The 19,547-nt window shown below is 63.0% G+C and carries 13 protein-coding genes; 3 read left to right on the top strand and 10 right to left on the bottom strand.

The annotated features are described in order from the left end of the window. Positions 1-4: 4 nt before the first annotated feature. A complete protein-coding gene (locus tag Q7P63_08275) occupies positions 5-2,815 on the bottom strand; it encodes a TonB-dependent receptor (GenBank protein ID MDP0500084.1) in 2,811 nt (936 codons plus the stop codon). 234 nt (positions 2,816-3,049) lie between these two features. Between Q7P63_08275 and Q7P63_08270 the strand changes: the two genes are divergently transcribed. Continuing rightward, a complete protein-coding gene (locus tag Q7P63_08270) occupies positions 3,050-4,501 on the top strand; it encodes a sigma-54 dependent transcriptional regulator (protein ID MDP0500083.1) in 1,452 nt (483 codons plus the stop codon). Positions 4,502-4,699: 198 nt separating this feature from the next. Beyond that, complete coding sequence (locus Q7P63_08265; protein ID MDP0500082.1) at positions 4,700-6,247, top strand: polysaccharide lyase; 1,548 nt, start codon at positions 4,700-4,702, stop codon at positions 6,245-6,247. A 61-nt stretch (positions 6,248-6,308) separates the two neighbouring features. Here Q7P63_08265 and Q7P63_08260 read toward each other — a convergent pair whose 3' ends face one another. The 7 genes from Q7P63_08260 to Q7P63_08230 form a co-directional block, all read right to left on the bottom strand. Then, positions 6,309-6,977 (bottom strand): hypothetical protein, encoded by a 669-nt coding sequence (locus tag Q7P63_08260; GenBank protein MDP0500081.1) that lies wholly within the window; start codon positions 6,975-6,977, stop codon positions 6,309-6,311. A gap of 4 nt (positions 6,978-6,981) precedes the next feature. Further along, positions 6,982-8,919: a cation-translocating P-type ATPase gene (locus tag Q7P63_08255; protein MDP0500080.1), complete on the bottom strand. Its 1,938-nt coding sequence runs from the start codon at positions 8,917-8,919 to the stop codon at positions 6,982-6,984. A gap of 2 nt (positions 8,920-8,921) precedes the next feature. Continuing rightward, entirely contained in the window at positions 8,922-10,019 is a 1,098-nt protein-coding gene (locus tag Q7P63_08250) for a protease modulator HflK (GenBank protein MDP0500079.1), read from the bottom strand. Continuing rightward, positions 10,009-11,022 (bottom strand): protease modulator HflC, encoded by a 1,014-nt coding sequence (locus Q7P63_08245; protein MDP0500078.1) that lies wholly within the window; start codon positions 11,020-11,022, stop codon positions 10,009-10,011. The genes Q7P63_08250 and Q7P63_08245 overlap by 11 nt, the downstream gene beginning before the upstream one ends. 3 nt (positions 11,023-11,025) lie before the next feature. After that, the gene (locus Q7P63_08240) at positions 11,026-12,945 is read right to left on the bottom strand and encodes a protease modulator HflK (GenBank protein MDP0500077.1); all 1,920 of its coding nucleotides are present in this window, start codon (positions 12,943-12,945) and stop codon (positions 11,026-11,028) included. 102 nt (positions 12,946-13,047) lie between these two features. Beyond that, complete coding sequence (locus tag Q7P63_08235) at positions 13,048-14,667, bottom strand: hypothetical protein (protein ID MDP0500076.1); 1,620 nt, start codon at positions 14,665-14,667, stop codon at positions 13,048-13,050. Between the two features lie 44 nt (positions 14,668-14,711). Then, the gene (locus Q7P63_08230) at positions 14,712-15,524 is read right to left on the bottom strand and encodes a DUF4394 domain-containing protein (GenBank protein MDP0500075.1); all 813 of its coding nucleotides are present in this window, start codon (positions 15,522-15,524) and stop codon (positions 14,712-14,714) included. A 671-nt stretch (positions 15,525-16,195) separates the two neighbouring features. On the opposite strand from Q7P63_08230, the gene Q7P63_08225 reads away from it, so the two are divergent. After that, complete coding sequence (locus Q7P63_08225; protein ID MDP0500074.1) at positions 16,196-16,957, top strand: succinylglutamate desuccinylase/aspartoacylase family protein; 762 nt, start codon at positions 16,196-16,198, stop codon at positions 16,955-16,957. 3 nt (positions 16,958-16,960) lie between these two features. Here Q7P63_08225 and Q7P63_08220 read toward each other — a convergent pair whose 3' ends face one another. Both Q7P63_08220 and Q7P63_08215 read right to left on the bottom strand, forming a co-directional pair. After that, entirely contained in the window at positions 16,961-18,136 is a 1,176-nt protein-coding gene (locus Q7P63_08220; GenBank protein MDP0500073.1) for a glycosyl hydrolase, read from the bottom strand. Positions 18,137-18,148: 12 nt separating this feature from the next. Continuing rightward, positions 18,149-19,546, bottom strand: a complete 1,398-nt coding sequence (locus Q7P63_08215; GenBank protein MDP0500072.1) for a sialate O-acetylesterase — start codon at positions 19,544-19,546, stop codon at positions 18,149-18,151. Between the last annotated feature and the right edge of the window lies 1 nt (position 19,547).

Here is a 19,547-nt window from a genome sequence, read left to right as displayed (position 1 = left end):
GGTATTACAGGCTCCACTTCAGGCCGAGCACAGCCGACCAGCCGTATTCCTCGAACTGCGCGAGGCGACCCGATTCGCCCCAATAAGCGCGCAGCGGCTCGTTGGTCACGTTGATCAGGTCGGCAAAAACCGTCCAGTTGTGGGCGAAGGTGTAAGACGCGCTGATGTCGACCTGGAAGTGGCTGTCGATGTAGCGGTCGGCCAAGGCCTCTTCGCCCAGCTCGTCCAGGTAGCCATCGCGGTAAGTGCCGGAGACGCGGACAAAGAAGTTGCCGTAGTCGTAGGAGAGGGCGACGTTGCCCACCAGGTCGGACTGCTTGACGAAGGGCATGTCGCCGCGTTCGAGCACTTCGGCCTCGCTCTCCGACCACGTGGCGTTGGCGAGGAAGGTGAAGCCCTCGACCGGCAAGAAGGTCAGGCGCTGTTGGTAGCCCAGCTCCACGCCGGTAATGTCGCCCGATTCGCCGTTGCGGTAGGTGCTGATGTCGTTGCCCGTGGCGTCGTCGGTGAATTCGTAGCCGTAGATAAAGTTGTCGACCTTCTTGTGGAACACCGCCATGGAGACCACCCCCAGGTTCTGGAAGTAGTATTCGAGCGAGGCATCCCAGTTCATGGATTCATAGGGATCCAGCTCCGGGTTGCCCTGTTCGATCTCGTCGCCATCGACGACGATACCCGGTGAGAGCTGGGCGAAGGTGGGGCGGGCGAAGGCATTCGTCCACGAGGCGCGGGCGATGAAGTCGGGCGTGATCTCGTAGCGGAAGTGCACGCCGGGCAGGAAGTTCGTGTAGTCGCTCTCGAACTCCGTTTCGGTCACCATCTCGCTGTCGCCATCATAGCGGAAGCCCTTGGTTTGGAAGTCGGTATGCTCGAGGCGGGCACCGGCGATCACGTTCAGTTGGCCGAAGGTCATGCCGCCCATCGCGTAGGTGGCCCACACGTATTCGTCTGCATCGAAGTCTTCGACCACGTTGCCTTCGAGGTCGTCTTCCATCGCGAACGCGCCCTCATTGGCGCGGAAGTAATCGCGGATGCTCTCCGTCACGAGCGGAAGGCGGGTGCGGTAGGCATCGCGGACGTCGCTCTCGACAAAGCCGGCCAGCTCGTCGAGGTCGCCCGGGTTGTCGTCGGAGACGCGGACGCTGACGTCGCTCGTCTTGTTTTTGGCGCGGACCATGCCGCCCACCTTGGCGTAGCTCTGGAAGCTGTCTTCAAAGTCGTAGCGGGCGTTGAATTCGGCCGTGTAATGCTTTTCCTCCACGTCCTGACGGGCAGCCTCGACTTCATCGAATTCGTAGCTGTTGGCGTCGTAGGGGTCGATGTCCGAGCCTGGGCCGGCAAAGTTGATGCCCAGCGTATCGCCGCGCGTATTGCTGAAGGCGAAGTCGGGATTGATGCGGTAGACCTCGAAGTCGCCGTCGCTCGGGTCGGTGTGGTTGGCGTCTTCGAGCAGTTCGAACTTGGCCTCGAAATCGTAAGGCGTCTCTTCCTTGGCGAAGGAGAAGCCAGCCTTGTAATCGAGCGTGAGGCTGTCGATCCGGTTGAGGCCGCCGGCGGAGATGGCGTAGATCGACATCGTTTCTTCGCGGTCCTTGATCTCGCGGGCCAGGCCCACATTTTCGGCGGTGTAGCCGTTGTCGCCCAGCCCGGTGAACTCGGTGATGTCGCCTTCGTCCTCGTTTTCATCTTCCCACTCTTCGCCAAAGCTCAGCACTCCGGCGTGGCGGATTTCCTGGTCGGTATACTCGCTCAGGCTGCCGCGCAGGTAGTATTGGGCCGTGTCGGTGGGGCGGTAATCGAGGTTGAAGCTCAGGCCGTGGCGCTCGCGACTCAGGTTGTACTCGCGGATCTCCATCGCGTCGGTCATGGCCCAGTATTCCTGGCCATCGTCGCCCTCCACCAGCTCCCAAGGCTCGGACTCCATGTTGTCGGAGCCAAACTTGCGCTCGGAGGCGACGGCGGAGAGGGCGATGCCCCACTTGCGGTCGGCATCGAGGAAGTCGGAATAGAAGGCGCTGAACTTGTAGCCAAACTCGTCCGTCAAGTCCGAGTAGAGGGCGGCGCCGGAGGCCGTGATGAAGCGCTCGTCGCGGTCGAACGCGCTGGGCGTCACGAGGTTGATGTGGCCGCCGATGGAGTCGCCCGGCTGGTCGGGCAGCACGGCCTTGGTCACTTCGAGGGAGGCGAGAGTCTCGGTCGGGATGGTGTCGAGCAACGTCTTGCGCTCGTCCGCGCCAGGAGTGGCGAGGGCCACGCCGTCGATCGACACGCTGTTGAGCTCCGGGTCGATCCCGCGGATGATCACGAAGCGGCCTTCGCCCTGGTCGCGCTCGATGGAGACGCCCGGGAGGCGGGAAAGGGCCTCGGCGGCGTTTTCGTCGGGGAACTTGCCGATGGCGTCGGCCGAGACCACGTTGCGCAGGTTGTCGGACACGCGCTGCTGGTTGAGCGCACGGGCGGTGCCGAGGGCGCGACCCTGGACCACAAACGCATCCATTTCAAAAATTTCGAGCCCTAGGCTCATGTCGGCCTGTGCGGTGCGGGCGTCGGCCACGTCCACTACCTGGCTCTTGGTCTCGGAGCCCAGGTAGTCGAAGCGCAGCGTTTGCGTGCCGGCGGGGAGCTGGAGGTAGTAGCGGCCGCTGCGGTCGGTCGTGGTGGTGGCGCCGTTGGCGGACACCTGGACGCCTTCGAGGCTCAGGCCGGTCTGCGCGTCGCGTACGATCCCGGTTACGGTGCCATCGGCCCAGAGAGAGGAGCCGGAGGCCAGCATCAGCGCCAGCGAACTCAGCGAGAGGAGGGTTTTACGAATCATGGGAAGTGGTTTTCAGCAATGCAGTTGGGTAGGCTCAGTCACAAGTTGCCCTCCTTCTTGGCATCCGCCGTGCCGTCACGTTCAGGTTACGCGGTCAAAGCCTTCGCCATCACCGCTTTGGAGCACAGGTTACGCTTGTGTAAACTGTTTTTGATCAACGGCTGATCGCATGCCCGGTCAAAAATTGACCGCTTTTGAGGTTGCAGGTTCTGTAATTGAGCATCGAATGAGCGCATGTCCGATCGCGTGCTGATCATCGAAGACCGCGAAGAGTTCTCCGCCGCTTACCAGCGCATGCTGGCGGGGGAGGGCTGGTCCAGCCGCGTCTTTGCCACGGCCCGCCCGGCGCTCGAACACCTGCGCCTCGAAGCCGGGATGTACGACTGCATCATCAGCGACTACCAGTTGCCCGACCTCGACGGCCTGACGCTCCTGCGTATCCTGCAAAAGGAATTCGCCGCCATCCCTGTGATCCTCATCACCGGCCACGGCAGCGTGCAGACGGCCATCGAGGCGATGAAGCACGGCGCCTACGACTACCTCGAAAAGCCGGTCGAGCGGGAGACCTTCCTCAAAGTCCTCGGGCAGGCCATTGCGCAGAAGCGCCGCTCGGTCGATGCCGTATCGATCGAGGCCGCGGCCGAAGCCGCCCCGCTGATCGTCGGTCGTTCGCGTGCCATGATCGGCGTTTACAAGGAGATCGGGCGCGTGGCCCAGTTTACGGCCCCGGTGTTGATCCAGGGCGAAACCGGCACGGGCAAAGACCTTGTCGCCTCCGCCATCCACCGCAACAGCCCGCGCCAAGGCCAGCCCTTCAAGGCCATCAACTGCTCGGCCATCCCCGAAAACCTGCTCGAAAGCGAGTTGTTCGGCCACGAAAAAGGCGCGTTTACGGGCGCCCATGCCACCCGCAAGGGCCTCTTTGAAGCTACCGACCAAGGCACGCTCTTTCTCGATGAAATTGGCGACATGCCGCTCGCCCTGCAGGCCAAGCTCTTGCGCGTGCTGCAAAGCGGCGTGATCCAGCGCGTCGGCGGCACGCAAGACATTCAGGTAAACGTGCGCGTGCTGGCGGCGACCCACCGCAACCTCCACGAGATGATCGCGCGGCAGGCTTTCCGCGAAGACCTCTACCACCGCCTTGCCGCTGCTGAGGTGCGCCTGCCGCCCCTGCGCGAGCGTCCGGAAGACATCCCCTTGCTTACGCACTACTTCCTCCAGCACTACGCGCGCGAGCTGGGCATGGAGAAAGCGACCATCGCGCAGGAAGCCATCGACTACATCGCCCAACAACCCTGGCCGGGCAACGTGCGTGAGCTGCAGAACACTCTGCGCAAGGCCCTGATGCGCGCCCGCAACCTCTGCATTACCCGCGAGAACGTGGCGGCAGCCTCCGAAAACCCCGCCAGCGTGGCCCCCGTTGCGCTGGTGCCCGAGCCGGTGCATCCGGTTGCCCCGCTCAATCCCGCCGAAGCCCTCGCGCGGTGGGTGGACGCCCAACTATCGGGGGCCGATCTGGAACGCGAAACTGCCCTGCGCGAGCGCCTGCTCCTGCAGCTCGACGAAGTGCTGTTTCCACGCCTGCTGGAGCGGCTGGGCGACAACCGCACCCGCGCGGCGCAGATCCTCGGCATCACGCGCAACACCTTCCGCAAGCGCCTGGGGGAATTGCCGCCAAAGGATTGACGCGGGCTGTCGCAGCCGGTTTGTTCAAGGCCAACCTCATGAAAACCGAGGTGAAACTGGCTGGGTCTGCCGTTGAACGTTCATCAGATGATCGTGGTGTAAGTTATTATGGTTGAATTGCAACGGATGCCGGTTTTTGCGGTTTTCATAGATGTTGTCCCATTCTGCGAAGATATCCGCAATCCCCGAACTGATCATATGAAAGTAACCCTCCCCTCGTTTTTTGCCGCCCTTACGCTTCTGGGCAGCAGCGCTGCCTTCGCGCAGGAAAAGACCGTGCCCGAGCCCGGCCAGATCCCGCCGCACCCGATCCGCATGGATCTCAAGATCCCGGCCTTCCCCGGTGCCTGGGGTGGCGGCATGCAGGCCACGGGCGGTCGTGGCGGCAAGGTGATGATCGTCACCAACCTCAACGACAGCGGCCCCGGCAGCTTCCGTGAGGCAGCCGAAGCCGAAGGCCCCCGCATCGTGGTCTTCCGCGTCGCCGGCATCATCGAGCTTGAGTCGGATATCGACATCAACCACCCCGATATCACGATCGCTGGCCAATCGGCCCCGGGCGACGGCATTTGCCTCGCCTACAATTCGCTCAATATCAACACGAGCAATGTCATCGTTCGACACCTCCGCTCCCGCCGCGGACGTCCCGAAGGCGGACAAGGTTCGGATAACATTGGCGGCAACCCCATCGGCCAGATCATCATCGACCACTGCTCCTCCAGCTGGGGCATGGACGAAAACCTCTCGCTCTACCGCCGCATGGAGCCTCAGGAAAAGGGTGGCGACCGTAAGTACCCGGTCGAAAACCTGACCATCCAGTGGTCCATTTCCAGCGAAGCCCTCAACGCCAAGAACCACGCGTTCGGCGGCACCTGGGGCGGCAAGGACTCCACCTTCCACCACAACCTCTTTGCCAGCAACACCGCCCGCAACCCCTCCATCGGGATGTCCGGCGAGTTCGACTACCGCAACAACGTGGTGTTCAACTGGGGCCACCGGACGATGGATGGCGGCGACGAAACCTCGCTGATCAACGTCATCAACAACTACTACAAGCCCGGCCCGGCCGCGAGCAAGGACATGAAGGATGTCTTGGTGCGCCTGACCCCCAACGTCCGCAACATGTATTCGCCCGGCAGCGAGTGGCGTGCCGGCGACTGGTATCCGAAGGCTCCCGCCCGCCCCGGCAAGTGGTACATCGCCGGTAACGTGATGGAAGGCCACCCCGCAGTGACCAAGGACAACTGGAAGGGCGTCCAGGTCGAAGATCTCGACGAGATGGAAATGTTCGACAGCGAGGCAAAGCTCAAGCAGTTCGCCCGCGTCTACACGCCCTTCGAAGGCTGGCCGGTCAAGCAGGAGACCGCCCACGAGGCCTACAAATCCGTCCTCGCAAAGGTCGGTGCCACGCTGCCCCGCCGCGACTCGGTGGACCAGCGCGTGATCGAGTCGGTCCGCACGGGCAAGGTGGTTTCCGGTGACGGTATTATCGACGACCCGAAGGAAGTGGGCGGCTACCCGAACTACACTTTCTCGCCCGACGAAGTGCCGGTCGACTCCGACAACGACGGCATGCCCGACGAGTGGGAAATCCGCTACGGCCTCGACCCGCACAACCCCGCCGATGCCGCTGAAGATGCCGACGGCGATGGCTACACCAACATCGAGGAATACCTCAACGGCACCAACCCGCAGGAATACATCGACTACCTGAACCTCGGCAACAACGTCGACACCATCAGCTAATCGACTCTGCAACAGGCTTTACCCAGGCTCCGGCAACACCTGCCGGGGCCTTTTTTGTGCCTCAGTCAAAGAAGTCGCCCCGCTCGATGCTGGCGACGACGGCCTCGGGCAGGCCGGAGTTCTCTAGCGTCTGCTCGTCCATCGAGCCGCTGCGATACGCATCGGCATACACCTCCGTCACCGCCTGCTGGCGACGAGCGAGGTCGTGGATCGAAGCCGCCCACTCGTAGGCCATCTCATAGCGCTGCTGCGCGACCAGATACTGCGCTACCAGATGGATGCTGTCGTCAAACACTGGGCTGGAAGCGTTTTCGTTCAGCCAGGCGGTGGCGGCCGGCGGGTCCTGAATCACCCAATGCTTCAGCGTGCGGTTAAGTGCTTCACGGTCGGCAAAGCCGAGTTGCGCCACGAGGTTGGCCTCGTTGGGGTCCCGACCCCCGGGTGCATGGAAGACCGGGGGTTGCTCGACCAGAGCCGTTTCGGTCGGTCGCGCACTCAAGGCGGCCTCCAACTCGCCAATTCGGCTCTGGGCACGCCGCAAATCGTTTGTCAGTGCAAAGACCGATTCATGCAGCTCGATCAGCTTGGCCGTCTGGTCGGGCGCGGCCAGCTCGCGCATTGCCGGGGCAGGGGAGCGGGCGGGCTCATCCGTGGGGCGAAGGCTCATCCACGCCAGCAAGCCGGCTGCCACCAACCACCCCGAGCCGAGACTGAGCGTGCGCCACCCCATGGCTTCAAACCAGAGCCGGAACTGTGCCGGGGTTCGCTTCCGGTTCTATTCTGTTCGATTCTGCCAACTCCTCTTCCAGCCCATCGAAACGCATCAGGCGAGCACTGTTGAAGATGACAAAAAATGCGCTGAACTCGTGGAAAAATGCGGCCAGGATCGGGCTGACAAAGCCTGCGGTCGACAGCACGATGGCGACCACGATCAGCCCAAAGCCGCAAAGCAGGTTCTGGTTGATAATGCCCACCGTGCGGTGCGACAGCTCCAGCAGGTCGGCCAGGCGGCGCAGGTCGTTTGTCATCAGGGCCACATCGGCGGTGTTGACGGCCACATCGTTGCCGAGGGCGCCCATCGCCACGCCCAGGTCGCCCGAAGCAAGCGCCGGGGCATCATTGAGACCGTCGCCGACCACCATCACCTTGCAGCCGCTTTCCTTCAGCTTGGTGATCTCGATCTGCTTGTCTTCCGGCAGGCACTCGGCGCGAAACTCCGCAATGCCTACGCGCGCCGCAATCGCCTCCGCCACCGGCTGGCGGTCGCCCGTCAGCATCACAAAACGCTCGATCCCGATGTAGCGCAGACGCTCCAGCGCCTCCGCCGTTTCCGGGCGCAGTTGGTCGGCCAGCCCAAAAGTCGCGATCTGCTGGCCGTCCACCGCGAGGTGAATCAAGCTCAGCGGCTGGTCGGTCGGCAGCCCCTCGACGGTCACGCCTTGCTCCTCCAGCCACAGCTTTCGGCCCACCAGCACGCGCTGCTCGCCCACGGTTGCCGTTACGCCGCGCCCTGGGGCTTCGCTCAAGTCTTGCACTTCGGGCAGCGACAGGTGGCGCGCGGCCTCCCGAATTGCCTTGGCCACCGGGTGGTTCGAGTGCTGCTCCAGGGCGGAAGCAAGCGCCAGGGCGGCCTCTTCGGTCCAGCCGCCATGCGTGCGGATCTCTTCCACCCGCAGCACGCCTTGGGTCAGCGTGCCCGTTTTGTCAAAGACCACCGTGTCGATCTGGCGGCCCAGCTCGAGGTTGCGCGTGCTCTTGATCAGCATGCCCAGGCGCGAAGCGCTGGAGATCGCCCCGACCATGGCGGACGGGCTGGCGAGTACGAAGGCGCAGGGGATCGACACGATCAGCACCGCAATCGCGCGGTCGACATCGCGGGTAAAGAAGAAGACGCAAGCCGCGATCAGGATAATCAACGGCGTATAATAGCGCGCGTAGTCTTCCGCCATGCGGATGATCGGGGCCTCGGACTCCTTGGCCTCTTCGATAATCTGCTGCACCTTGGCCACGACGGTGTCACCGGCTTCCTTCACCACGCGGGCTTCGAGTAGGCCGGTGAGGTTGGTCGTGCCGGCAAAGATCTCCGCACCTTCACCGGCGTCGACCGGCAAGGACTCGCCGGTGATGTTGGCCTGGTCGAGCTGTGAGTGGCCGCTGATCACCAAGGCGTCGGTCGGGACAAAATCGCCAGGGCGGATGCGGACGCGCTCGCCCACCTTCAGCTCGGCGGCGTCGACCTCCTCCTCGGTGCCGTCGTCGCGCAGGCGGCGCGCCCGGACTTCCGAGAGCTTGCGCAGGCGGGCAAGGGCACTTTCGACCCCCAGCACGGTGCGCTCTTCCAGCATCTGGCCGAGCACGAGGATGATCGCGACGATCCCGCCGGTCACGTATTTGCCGGTGGCGAGGGTGGCGGCGAGGGCGAGGACCACATATTGGTCCATATAAAACTGGGTGGCGGCAAAGCCCGAGGTGCGCATCGAGCCGATCACGTCGATCAGGATCGGTGCGGCGATGACAACGGCACCGATCAGCGCCAGCATGCTGCCCAGCAGGGCCTGGTCGGGCCGTAACAAGGGCAGCAAGAGGCCCGCGATGAGGAAGGCGCTGGAGATGAAGACGAGCCGCAGGCGGCCTTGCATCTCTTCGGGGATGGAAACTTTTTCGGAAGACATGGCTAGCGCGAGTATTTGGGCGACGGCTCGATGAAGAGCGTCGGCTGGGCGTGGTCGGAGCCAAAAAGGGCGGAGGACTGGGCCTGCTGCATCACGTAGTCGAGCGAGTCGAGGTAGACGCGCGAGAGCACGGCGTGCGGGTGCTCCTGGTATTCGGCGTAAAAGGAACGGAAGGCTTCAGCCTCGCCCTCGCTTTTGGCGACGAGGTTTTGGGCGTAGGCTTCGGCGCGGCGGCGGATGGCTTCGGACTGTCCGGCAGCCTGCGTCAGGCTGTTGGCCTGGTATTCGCGGGCATTTTCCAGCAGCGTCTTGGCAAACATCTGGGCGTTGATCACGTCTTCGAAGGCCGCCAGCACTTGGCGCGGAGGGGAAAGCTCCTGCAGCTCGCAAGCGGTCAACGTGATGCCGAGGCTCAGCGCATCGGCCTTGGCCTGCGCACCGCTTTCGACCCGCTCGATCAACTGGTCGCGCTTCTCCGTCAGGCAATCGTCGATCCGCATTTCGGCCAGCGTGTGAGTGGCGCTCTGGTAGAGCAGGCCGCCAATCAGCTCGTCGCGGCGCTCGCCGAGGCGGAAATATGCCACCGGATCGTGAATGCGATAGCGCAAGGTAAAGCGGGCCTGCAGGATATTGCGGTCGCCCGTCAGCGTATAGCCGTCGACGATTGGGTTGAGCATCGTGGCACCGTCGACTGTCACCTTCCGGGTGGGGGGCATGTTGCCGCCGTTTTCGGCCATCCAGTTGCTCACCTCCTCCAGGGTATACTGGTATTCGCGGTCGGGGTCGCCGATCTTCTTGCCGCCGGAGGCCCAGGCTTCGAGCGTCAGGCTGTGCTCGGCTCCGGTCTGGACCAATACCAGTTCGTCAAAAGGCTCGGGCAGGCCAAAGACGAGGCCCGCCTCGTAGGTCTTGGGCTGCAGCTTGCCGAAGCGCAGCAACAGGCCTGTCTCGCTCGGCCCCACCGTGCGCACGCCGGAGGCGGTATAGAGCCCCAGCAGCAGCAGGAACACCCACAAGGCGGCAGGCTTGAGGTTCTTGAGCGTGAGGAGGAGGGCAGCAACCATCAGCCCGTCCTGATTCTGGCGTTGCTTACGGCGCATCGGGAGTGTCCTCCGGGTCGAGGCCGATCGCGGCGGCGGCGGGCAGGCCCTTGCGGGTCGGCACCTGCTGGGTGCGGATCATCTGGGCCTCCATCTCCCCGCTTGGCTTGATCAGGCTGAAGGGCGGGGTGCTGGTATCGAGCAAAAGGGTCGTATTCTGGTCGACGACCGAGCGCAGGCTCTGGAGCTGACGCATGAAGAGGTAAAACTCAAGATCCTGACTGTGGGCGCTGGCGTAGATGCGTGCGGCCGTGGCCTCGGCCTCACCGTGTTTTTCCTCGGCGTAGCGTTTGGCCTCGGCGAGGAGGATAGCCGTTTGCTTGTCGGTATCGGCGCGCAGGCGTTCGGCTTCGCTCTTGCCCTCGGCGCGGTATTGGGAGGCCTCGCGCTTGCGTTCGGCCCGCATCCGGCGGAAGACCGACTCGGTGTTGTTCTCCGGCAGGTTGAGCTGCAATACGCCCACGCTGCTCAGGCCGATGCCGAGGTATTCGCGGGCGTCGGCGCTGGCCTGGGCAAGGATTTGCCCTTCGAGCGCCGCCATCGTCTCGCGGCTCTCTTCTACCGATACGAGGGAGGCGTAATCGGTACGGCCCAGCGCGGAATTGCGGGCGCTGGAGATGATTGCGTCCAGCTTTTCGTTGCCCGACTCCAGCGTGCCGACGCTGCGGAGAAATTGCAGCGGGTCTTCCACGCGCCAGGCGTAGTACATCGGCACGATGATGTTGCGCTTGTCGCGTGTCAGCGTCTCGGAAAGGCGGATCTCGCCGTATTGGAGGCGACTGTCGATACGCTCGACCTGTTCCATCGGCCAGGGCAGCTTGGCATACCAGCCCGCCTGGTCGACTTCGCGCACCGGCTTGCCGAAGCGCAGCACGACGCCCCGCTCGTTGTCGCGCAGCATAAAGCTGGCTGAGGTGAGGGTGACGACGACAGCCCCCAGCCCAAAGAGGGCGAGGCGACCGAGCCATTGGCGCGAAGGTGTTTCGTTGCTTTCGGAGCTCATGGGTTATTCCTCCAGAAGGTAGTCTGCGTCGGCCTGGCGCGGGTTGACGGCCGGGATGGCACCCGTGCCGGCCCGCAGGTAGCCATCGACGGCGCGGTCAAATTCGGTAGGCTTGGCCTGCAGGGCAGGGATGAGCGTCTGCACGGCCGGGATGCTTTCGTTGATCAAATCGGGGTTGAGCGTCTTGCGCACGTCGATGTAGGCGGGGATGGAGCCCTGGAAGCTCTCGTCGACCACCAGCTTTTTGACGCCGCTGAGGCTCTCGTCGAAGGCCTCATAGGTCTTGCGCACGCGAAAGACTTCCGGCGCATCCTGATAACTGGCCTCTACGCTCAGGAAGCTGTTGGCCTCGCCGTTCGCCTGGGAGACGCGCTCGGCATGCTTGGCATCGGCCTGCGCCATCAGCTTGAACTGCTGAGACTGGGCGCGCGGGAGGTTCTGGCTCTGGTAGGCCTGACCATCGTGGATATATGCCTCGCGGTCTTCCTCTGCGCTCACGACTTCCTGGTAGCTCGGGCCGACTTCGACCGGCGGGTGGATGTCGCGCAGGCACACGAGGTCGATCGAGATGCCCGACTGCTTGGAGTCGAGCTCGGCCTGGATCGCTTCATGCAACGCCTGCTGCAGGTCCTCGCGCTCGGTTGTCATGATGCCGAAGGCCGATTCGTGCAACGTGTGGTGCAAAAGCGCCTGATAACCGGCTTGCGAGACGGTGACTTCCGGGTTGGTCGTATTCAGGAAGTAGCTGCGCGGGTCTTTGATGTGGTAGTAGATCGGCACGCTGATCGTCAGCAGCTCTTCGCCCACCCCCACGAGTTGGTTGACCTCGCCCACATAATGGTCGCGATTCCAGAGGATCGGCTCGCCGGTGTCGGCCTGTAGCCCGAGCACGACCATGCGCAACTCGTCGGCGGGAATGGTCTCGACCCGGCCAAACGGGAAGGGGAGGGTGACGTGCAGGCCCGGTTGCAGCAGTTGGTCTTGCGTCCGGCCAAGGTGCTGGTGCAGCCCTTGGTGGCCCAGTGGCACGCTATGGAAAGACGATGCCACCCAGCTCAGGACGGCGACCGTAGCCGCGAGGGCGGGCAGTGCACGCAGGATGCTGGGCAAAAACCACATCTCCGACAGCTTGAAGAGTGCTTCTGCATCGCCCACGTCCACGCGTTGCCACAGCGGGTGGCTGCGGGGTATCAGCAGGCGCATGGGCTGGGTGGTGCCCAGTGGAGGCGCCTGCAGCCAGATGCGGCGCGGCTGGTAAAAGCGCAGGGCCCAGCGCAGCAGTGTTTCGATGATCCAGAAGCCAAGCAGCAGGCACAAGACCAGAGCTACCCAGGGGTGGATCAGCAACCCGGCATACAGCTCCACAAACAGGACCACCGCCAGCAGGCCAAACACGGCTGCGGCGAGCTGGTGGACCCCGCCCAATACATCGAGGCGCAGCTGCGCGACGCGGTCGGCATCGGGCTCGGAGAGCTGGGCATAGAGACGCCCGAAGTAGCCGAGGAAGGCCGCCACGAGCAGCACCACCGCAGGGAAATTCATCTGCTCCAGCGTCTCCGAGGCGTGCAGCCCCGCGCGGATCTGCAGGAGGAAAGGCAGCATGAGCGCCAAAGCCGCCAGCGCGCCGGTCGCGACCAGGCAGCGGCGAAAAGCGCGCATGGTGTCAGGGAGGATCTGACGCAGGCGATGCAGCAGGCGCGCCCAGAACCCCTTGGGCCGGGCGGCAACGGCAGGGGTGGCCGGTGGCAGGAGCAGGTTTAGCTGCAGGGCTGCCACCCAGGTGGCTAGGGCCGCTACGGGATAGGCGAAAGGCAATTGCTGGAAGTGGGCCAGCAGGGCAAAGACGACCGCTTCCAAGGCGCTCAGACTGGTCAGGATCCAGCCCCAGGCCGGAGCTTTGGCGGTGGTGGCAGTTGAAGGCATGGGAAGAAGTCAGGTCAGGATGCGAAGCGAACTCGGGAGACAGGCACATCCGACCGGGATAGGACCAGTCGGATGGCGGGAAACGTTAGAAGGCGACGAAGCTTAGTTCGCGCGCATGATCAGCAGCTGGCCGTCTTCGGCAAAGCGGGCGTCCGCTTGCTGCTTGGTAAGGTAGCCGCCCATGCCGTCGGGAGCGTTTGTGCGGTCGGTGCCGTGGGCCTGGACGTTGATCACGAAGGTGTCCGGGCCGAAGATGGCGCTGGCGTCGATCACACCGGAGGCTTCCCACTGGCCGGCGCTGAGGCTCACATTGTCGCGAGCTTCGGCGTAATCCAGGTTGAACTGCGACTGGAACTTGGCGGCGTAGCCATTGTTGCGATCGAGCGTCCACACGCCGCCGTTGCGGCTGTATTGGGCGTAGACGGCATTGGCCGGGCTGTTCGTGTCTTCGCAGATCACGATGTAGTTATCGTTCACCGCGATATTGTCGATGCTCACCGGGTAGTTGATGCCGGAATTGATATCGCCACCCACATACTCGGGCTGCACTTCCGTCCCGCCATTGGCGGAGTAGAAGGGGCCGGAGAAGGCGTTCTGCATCGTGCCGCCAGGGGTCACGACGAGGTCGGAGTTGTAGATCACGTCCATCGACCCCGTGGCCCAAGGCTGGCGCGGGTTGATGCTCACTTCGTAGAGACGACCGAGCCTGTTTGGGCCGTAACCACCCGTGGTGGCGACGAAGAGGCGACGGGTCGGGTCTTGCGGGTCGAATTCCATATCTTCCACGCGCACAAAGCCGAAACCACCCGCCGCGTCGGCAGCCAGCTTCAGCTCGGCGTCGGTCAGGTTGGCGGCGTTGGGCACTTCGATCCAACGGGCATTGATCGAGCCTTCGGTGAAGGTGGAGGCATTCTTGCCAGCGTCGGCACCATTACCGCCGAGCACGTAGATCTTGCCACCGGTGAAGCCATTCTTGGTCAGCGCATCGCCCGAGCGCTGCTTGGTGCCCACATACATGTAAACGTAGGAAGGAAAGCCACCGTCTTCGGACGAGATCACTACGGAGTAGCGGTCGCGGCGGGGCTGAACGATGGTCGTTTCACGCACTACACGGCCAAGAGCCGGCAGGGTGTGCATCTCGCCGTCGAAGATGGCCACGGCTTGGGAGCCGGCTGCGTCGAAGGTGCCGCCGCTGCTTTCCTCGTTGGTGAGGAAGATCGGGCGATCCATCCCGTGCATCGGGCCCGCGAACGAGCCGGAGCAAAAACGGGTAAAGGACGTGGAGTCGCCTTGCTTGGGAGGCTCGGGGCTGTAGAAGGCGTTCTCGAGGTAGAGGGCCTGGTGAGCGAGGCCGCCACTCACGAGGGAGCCATCGGTCGAGTCGAGCACAAAGCGGGAGACGAGGGAACCAATGTAGGTGTCGCCGCCGACGATCGGCTGGGAAGTGCGGCCACTGGGCAGCTCGTGAGCAAGGAACAGGATCGGCTCGGCGGTGACCGGGTCGCGATAGATGCCCATCGCGTCGGGAATGCCGACCATCGTGTATTCTTCGCTCGGCGTGCCACCCGTCATCGGGATCCGGTCACCGGTGGTCAACAACGCTTCGAAAGTGAAGTCGGCACCAGCGACGGCGTTCAGGTAGGAGGGCTCGGTGGTCTTGTAACCGCCGAAGAGAGACGCGGACAAGGTCGTCGCGCCAAGGAGGAGGAGGGTATACTTCATGAGAGACCTAAGTAACGAAGACAATCAGGAGAAAATGCGCGGCCTTAGCGGCGGCGGCGGATTACGGCGAGGCCCAGCGCGAGCAGCCCGGCGAGGGCGGCGTAGACGCGGGGCTCCGGCACGGCGATGGCGTTGATGCCTTCGCCGAATTCGCCGATCCAGGTGGCGGCGCCGGTCATCAGATCGATCGAGTAGAGGCCGGAGGTGAAGCCGTCGACGGACAGGGCGGCAAACAGGTTGCCATTGTCGTCGATCACCAACGAGGAGAAGCCGGTGATGTCGAGGCCGAGACTGCCGATGGTGAAGAGTTCGCCGCCATCGGGGTCGAAGGTCTGCACCAGCACGTCGAGCTCGGGATCGATCATGTACATTTCGCCGAAGTCGGGGTCGATCCCGATGCCGGTCAGCGAAGGCGTATTGCCGAAGTTCACGTCGTCGACGCTGTAAAAGAAGTCGCCGCCAAAGCTGAAGGAGCCATCGAGCTCGAGCATCGCATTCTCGGCGAAATCGCTGACCCAGCGGAAGTTGCCAAAGAACGGATCGTAGGCCATATCGGCGTCGTAGCCGCTGGGGCCAAAGCTGCCGATCTGGGTCGCAACGCCGTTGGAGCGGATGCGGTAAACGTTCGCGCCGGTGTCGACGCCGTAGAAATAGCCGTCGTTGGGGTTGTAGTCGAAGTCGAGGATCGACGCGAACGGATCGTTCAGCCCGGTAATGGCCGTGCGGCTCTGGATCACGCTCGGATTGCTGGCATCGAACTTGATCAGCGAATTGTCGGCACTAACGCCCCAGAGCGCATAGGCTTGGCTAGCCGCAGCGACACCCAGGATCGAGAGAGAGGCAAGGAACTTATTCATGTGAGAGAAATCAAACGAAGGTCACGGATTCAGGACCGAGGATAAGGCTCATCCTCCCTCTCGGCACAACGCCTTTATCGTAACTTTTTGGCGAAAAGGAAACTGATGCAAGAAGAGTCAATTAGGCGGCGTTGATATGCTGATGATGCGAATTAGATTTGGTTATATTGGCTGATTCGCCGGGTCGGTCGTAACGGGGAGGCCGGTGCGATTTCGCTGCCGCTGCGGGTTTGCGAGCATTTTTTGTTTTTACTTCTCGCTGTTTCTGCGGGGGCAAATCTTCAGGTTTTCGGTTGTCTGAAGCATTCTGGAAGGAATTTACAGCGGTGCTGGCGCAAACTGTTTGATTTTATAACGTTCAAATTTGGCACTCATAGTATTGTTGAACAGATTAGCTTAACCGGCCTGGCGTTACGCTACCGTCACAACCTCTGAGCTAAGTTTGCACGTTTACTTTGGTTCCTTCGCTAGCTCTCGTGACCTCAAGCGTGCCTTCGTTCAAAAATCCTGATCGGGAGTTGCGCAGAGAAGCGCACCCCGATCGTTTGGGAAGACCTTGAATACCGTCCATTGAAGCTAGAGGTCTGGATGCAGGCGGGGCTCTTTCGCTTGCGGATCGCCGCCGAGCGTGAAATGAAGTTAGGCAGACTCCCTTGCAGGGGGGTAATGCCATGAAACCGTTCGACTATCCCCAATATCTGGCCGACTTCGAGGCGACCGCAGCGCAGCGGGGCCTCGTGGGTGAGACGGTGGTGGAGACGGCAGTCGGGCCGATCCGTATCTGGCAGACCCCGGGCGAGGTGGTCGACGGCTGTCGCGGCTTTATTTCGGCCGGGATCCATGGCGACGAGCCGGCAGGGCCGTTGGCCTTGCTGGACTACCTGCGCCGACACGAGCTGCCGACCCACCGCTCGTGGGTCATTGCTCCCGCCCTGAACCCCACGGGGCTGGTGGCCGGCACCCGCGAGAATCACGCCGGGATTGATCTTAATCGCGATTTTTTGCAGCAACGCAGCGCCGAGGCCAAGGCGCTCGTGGCGTGGTGGCAACGGCAGTCCGCCTCCTGCGTTTTCCACCTCTCGCTGCATGAAGACTGGGAAGCGCAAGGGCTCTACCTCTACGCGCTCAACACCAGCTCCAATACATGCTTTGCCCAAACGCTAGCCGAGCGATTGGGCCGCCACATCCGCTTGCAGACTACTGGCCCGGTGGACGACCATCTCCTGGCCGCGCCGGGCCTGATCCTGCATGAGCCGGAGCCGGACGAGCCGCAGGGCTGGCCCGAAGCCATCTGGCTGGTCAAACGTGCACCGACGGTCTCCTACACGCTGGAGGCGCCCGGTGCGTTTACGCCCGCCGAGCGCGTAGAAGCCCTGCGCACAGGGCTGGCGCTGGCCCTCGAACTCGATCAGGAAGCCGAGAGCGGGGCGTAGTCGCTACTCCTTTGCTTCTTTGCCAGCCTTGGTTTCGCGGTAGAGGTCGGGCAGTTCGTCCTCGAACAGGATCAGCCCGCTCTGCTTGAACTTCACAAAGTCTTCTGCGGCGGGGTGGCCGGGGTAGGGCACGTAAAAGTGATCGCGGCCCTCCAGCTCCTTGTTGGCATTGCGCCACACTTGCGCGTAGGCAATGCGGCGGGTCGTGGCGTTGGCATTCAGGCCGGCCAGCAACACCTCCGTATACCACTGCGGGTTGGGCAGCGTATCCATACCCGTTTCCGTCAAGGCAGGGATCTTGTCGCGCGCGGTGGCCAACTGCACCACCATCTCCAGGCTGCGCACAAAATCGGCATGGTTTTGCTTGGGCGAGGCCTCGTTGGCGGAGTGGCCGACATCCCAGTAGTTGTCGATCCCCAGGATGTCGACGTAAGCGTCTCCCGGGTAGGCGTAAAAGTAGGCTTCTTCTCCCTCGCTCAGGTCCATGCGGCTGCGGTCGGGCGAGAACGCATAGAGCAGGTTGTGCACGCCCTTTTCATCGCGCAGGTAGTGGACCGTCATGCGCCACAGCTGCATGTATTCCTCCTCCGTCACAAAGCCCTTGCCCCACCAGAACCAGTCTCCGTTGTGTTCGTGGAAAGGGCGGAAGATCACGGGCACGGGCGCCAGTTCCTTGAAGAAGTCTGCCACGCGGTCCAGCGTCTGGAGGTAGCTCTGGTGGTTGTCTCCACCGGGCAACATCGTGGCGGCGGCAGGCGTCAAGTCATAGAAGCTGCCGCCAGTCACGGGGTTTTCCATGTGCCAGGCAAAGGTGATCACGCCGCCGCGTTCGTAAGCTTCCTTGCACCACGCCACTAAGTTGGTCTGCGAGAGGTTGTAGCTTTGCTCCTCGACGTGAGAGGCTTGTGTGAGATCCTGCAGATCCCAGCCATAGACGGCAGGGAAGGAGCCCGTCACTGCCTTGACGTCGGACTGGCCGTCGCCCGGTTTGCCTACCCAGCCATGCCCGTAGGCGGTGGTATTCTGGGCGCCAAACAACACATGATCAGCCGCCACCGCCCGGAGGTTCTCGTAGAGCGCCACGGTCTGCGCATTGGCCTTGGGGTCGACGAGTTCTGGATGGGCGGTGACGTGGTTCATGGCCAGTAACAGGATGGGTAGGCAAAGGGTTTTGTGCATGTCGGTAGCAGATTATTCGGCGGCGGGCGGCGGCCAGTCATCCGTGCGGAAGGTGGAGGCAGGGAGCCCGGCGGCATTGAAAAGGGTGGGGTTGGTGGCATTGCTCCAGCCAAAGCGCACCGCTACGGGCGAAGGCACTTCGGGTGAAGACACCAGCACGGTATCGCGATCGGTAATCGTCGCCTTGGCCGGGTGGAAGATACGGTCTTCTCCCGCGATCTGGAAATCCGTCAGGGCACCTGTCTCCACCAGGCCGTCAGCATAGTCGAATTCGACCTCGATGGCGTCTCTGCGCACTCGCATCTGGCGGTAAAGCGGGCCCGACGAGACGACATCCTTGCCATACACCTGGTCGAGCGCGAGCAGGGCAAAGCGATGCCCCACGTCGTGCTTGTTACGCGGGTGGATATCGTCGAGGTCGCCAATATCATGCGTTACGACCATGCCGCTTTCCGGGATGCGCAAGGCCCGGCGCTGTGCGTCCCGCAGTTCCGCGCCGGAGGGGTATTCGCCGTAACCCTTCCACGGTGCGATCTGCGCCCAGAAGAACGGGAAATCGTAGCCCCACTGCTCGCGCCAGCCCCCCACCAGTGCTTCCATCAGCTCGTCGTAGGTCTCGGCGTGGCCGACATTGCCTTCGCCCTGATACCAGAGCGTGCCACGGATACGGTAAGGGATCAGCGGCTCGATCATCGCGTGATAGGCTACGCCACGGGCTACCGGGCCCCACGGCACGGGCTCGAGTGCTTCGGCGGCTTGCAACAAGGCAGGATCGCTCTCGATCTTTTCGGGCACCGTCCAGACCTCTGCCGGCGTGCCGCCCCAGCTGCTGGAGATGAGGCCCACCGGCACCTGCAGCTCTTCATGTAGCTCACGACCAAAGAAGTAGGCTACAGCGCTGAAATAGCGCATGCTGTCGGGCGTCGTCACCTGCCACGCGCCATCCACATCGTATTGCCGATGCTCGGCCGTCGCCTGCTGGGCGGTGAAGAGGCGGATCTGTGGATAATCGGCGGTGGCGATGGCCTCGTCGCGCTGCTCGATCCCGCTCATCGCCGTCCACTCCATGTTGGACTGCCCCGACGCAAGCCAGACTTCGCCGGCGAGAATGTCGTTGAGCTCAATCCGATTATAGCCCTCGACCACCAGCCGGTGCGGGCCACCCGCCGACGGCGTCGGGATCGTCACCCGCCACTGGCCGTTCGATGGCGTATCGTAGGTAAAGATCTCGTCCGTCCAGCTCGGGCGGACAGTGACTTTTTCGAGAGCCTTGGCGCGCCCCCACACGACCAGCTCGCTGTCGCGCTGGATGACCATGTGGTCGCCAAAGATCGAGGGCAGGCGGACTTCGGCGTACGCGCTGGCCGCCAGCAACCCGGTGATGAAGAGTGAGCGCAGGGTGGGTAACATA

The sequence above is a fragment of the Verrucomicrobiota bacterium JB022 genome (assembly GCA_030673845.1).
GTDB lineage: Bacteria > Verrucomicrobiota > Verrucomicrobiia > Opitutales > Oceanipulchritudinaceae > WOUP01.
Note: the sequence above shows the minus strand (reverse complement) of the source record. Positions and strands in the feature narration are given on the sequence as shown.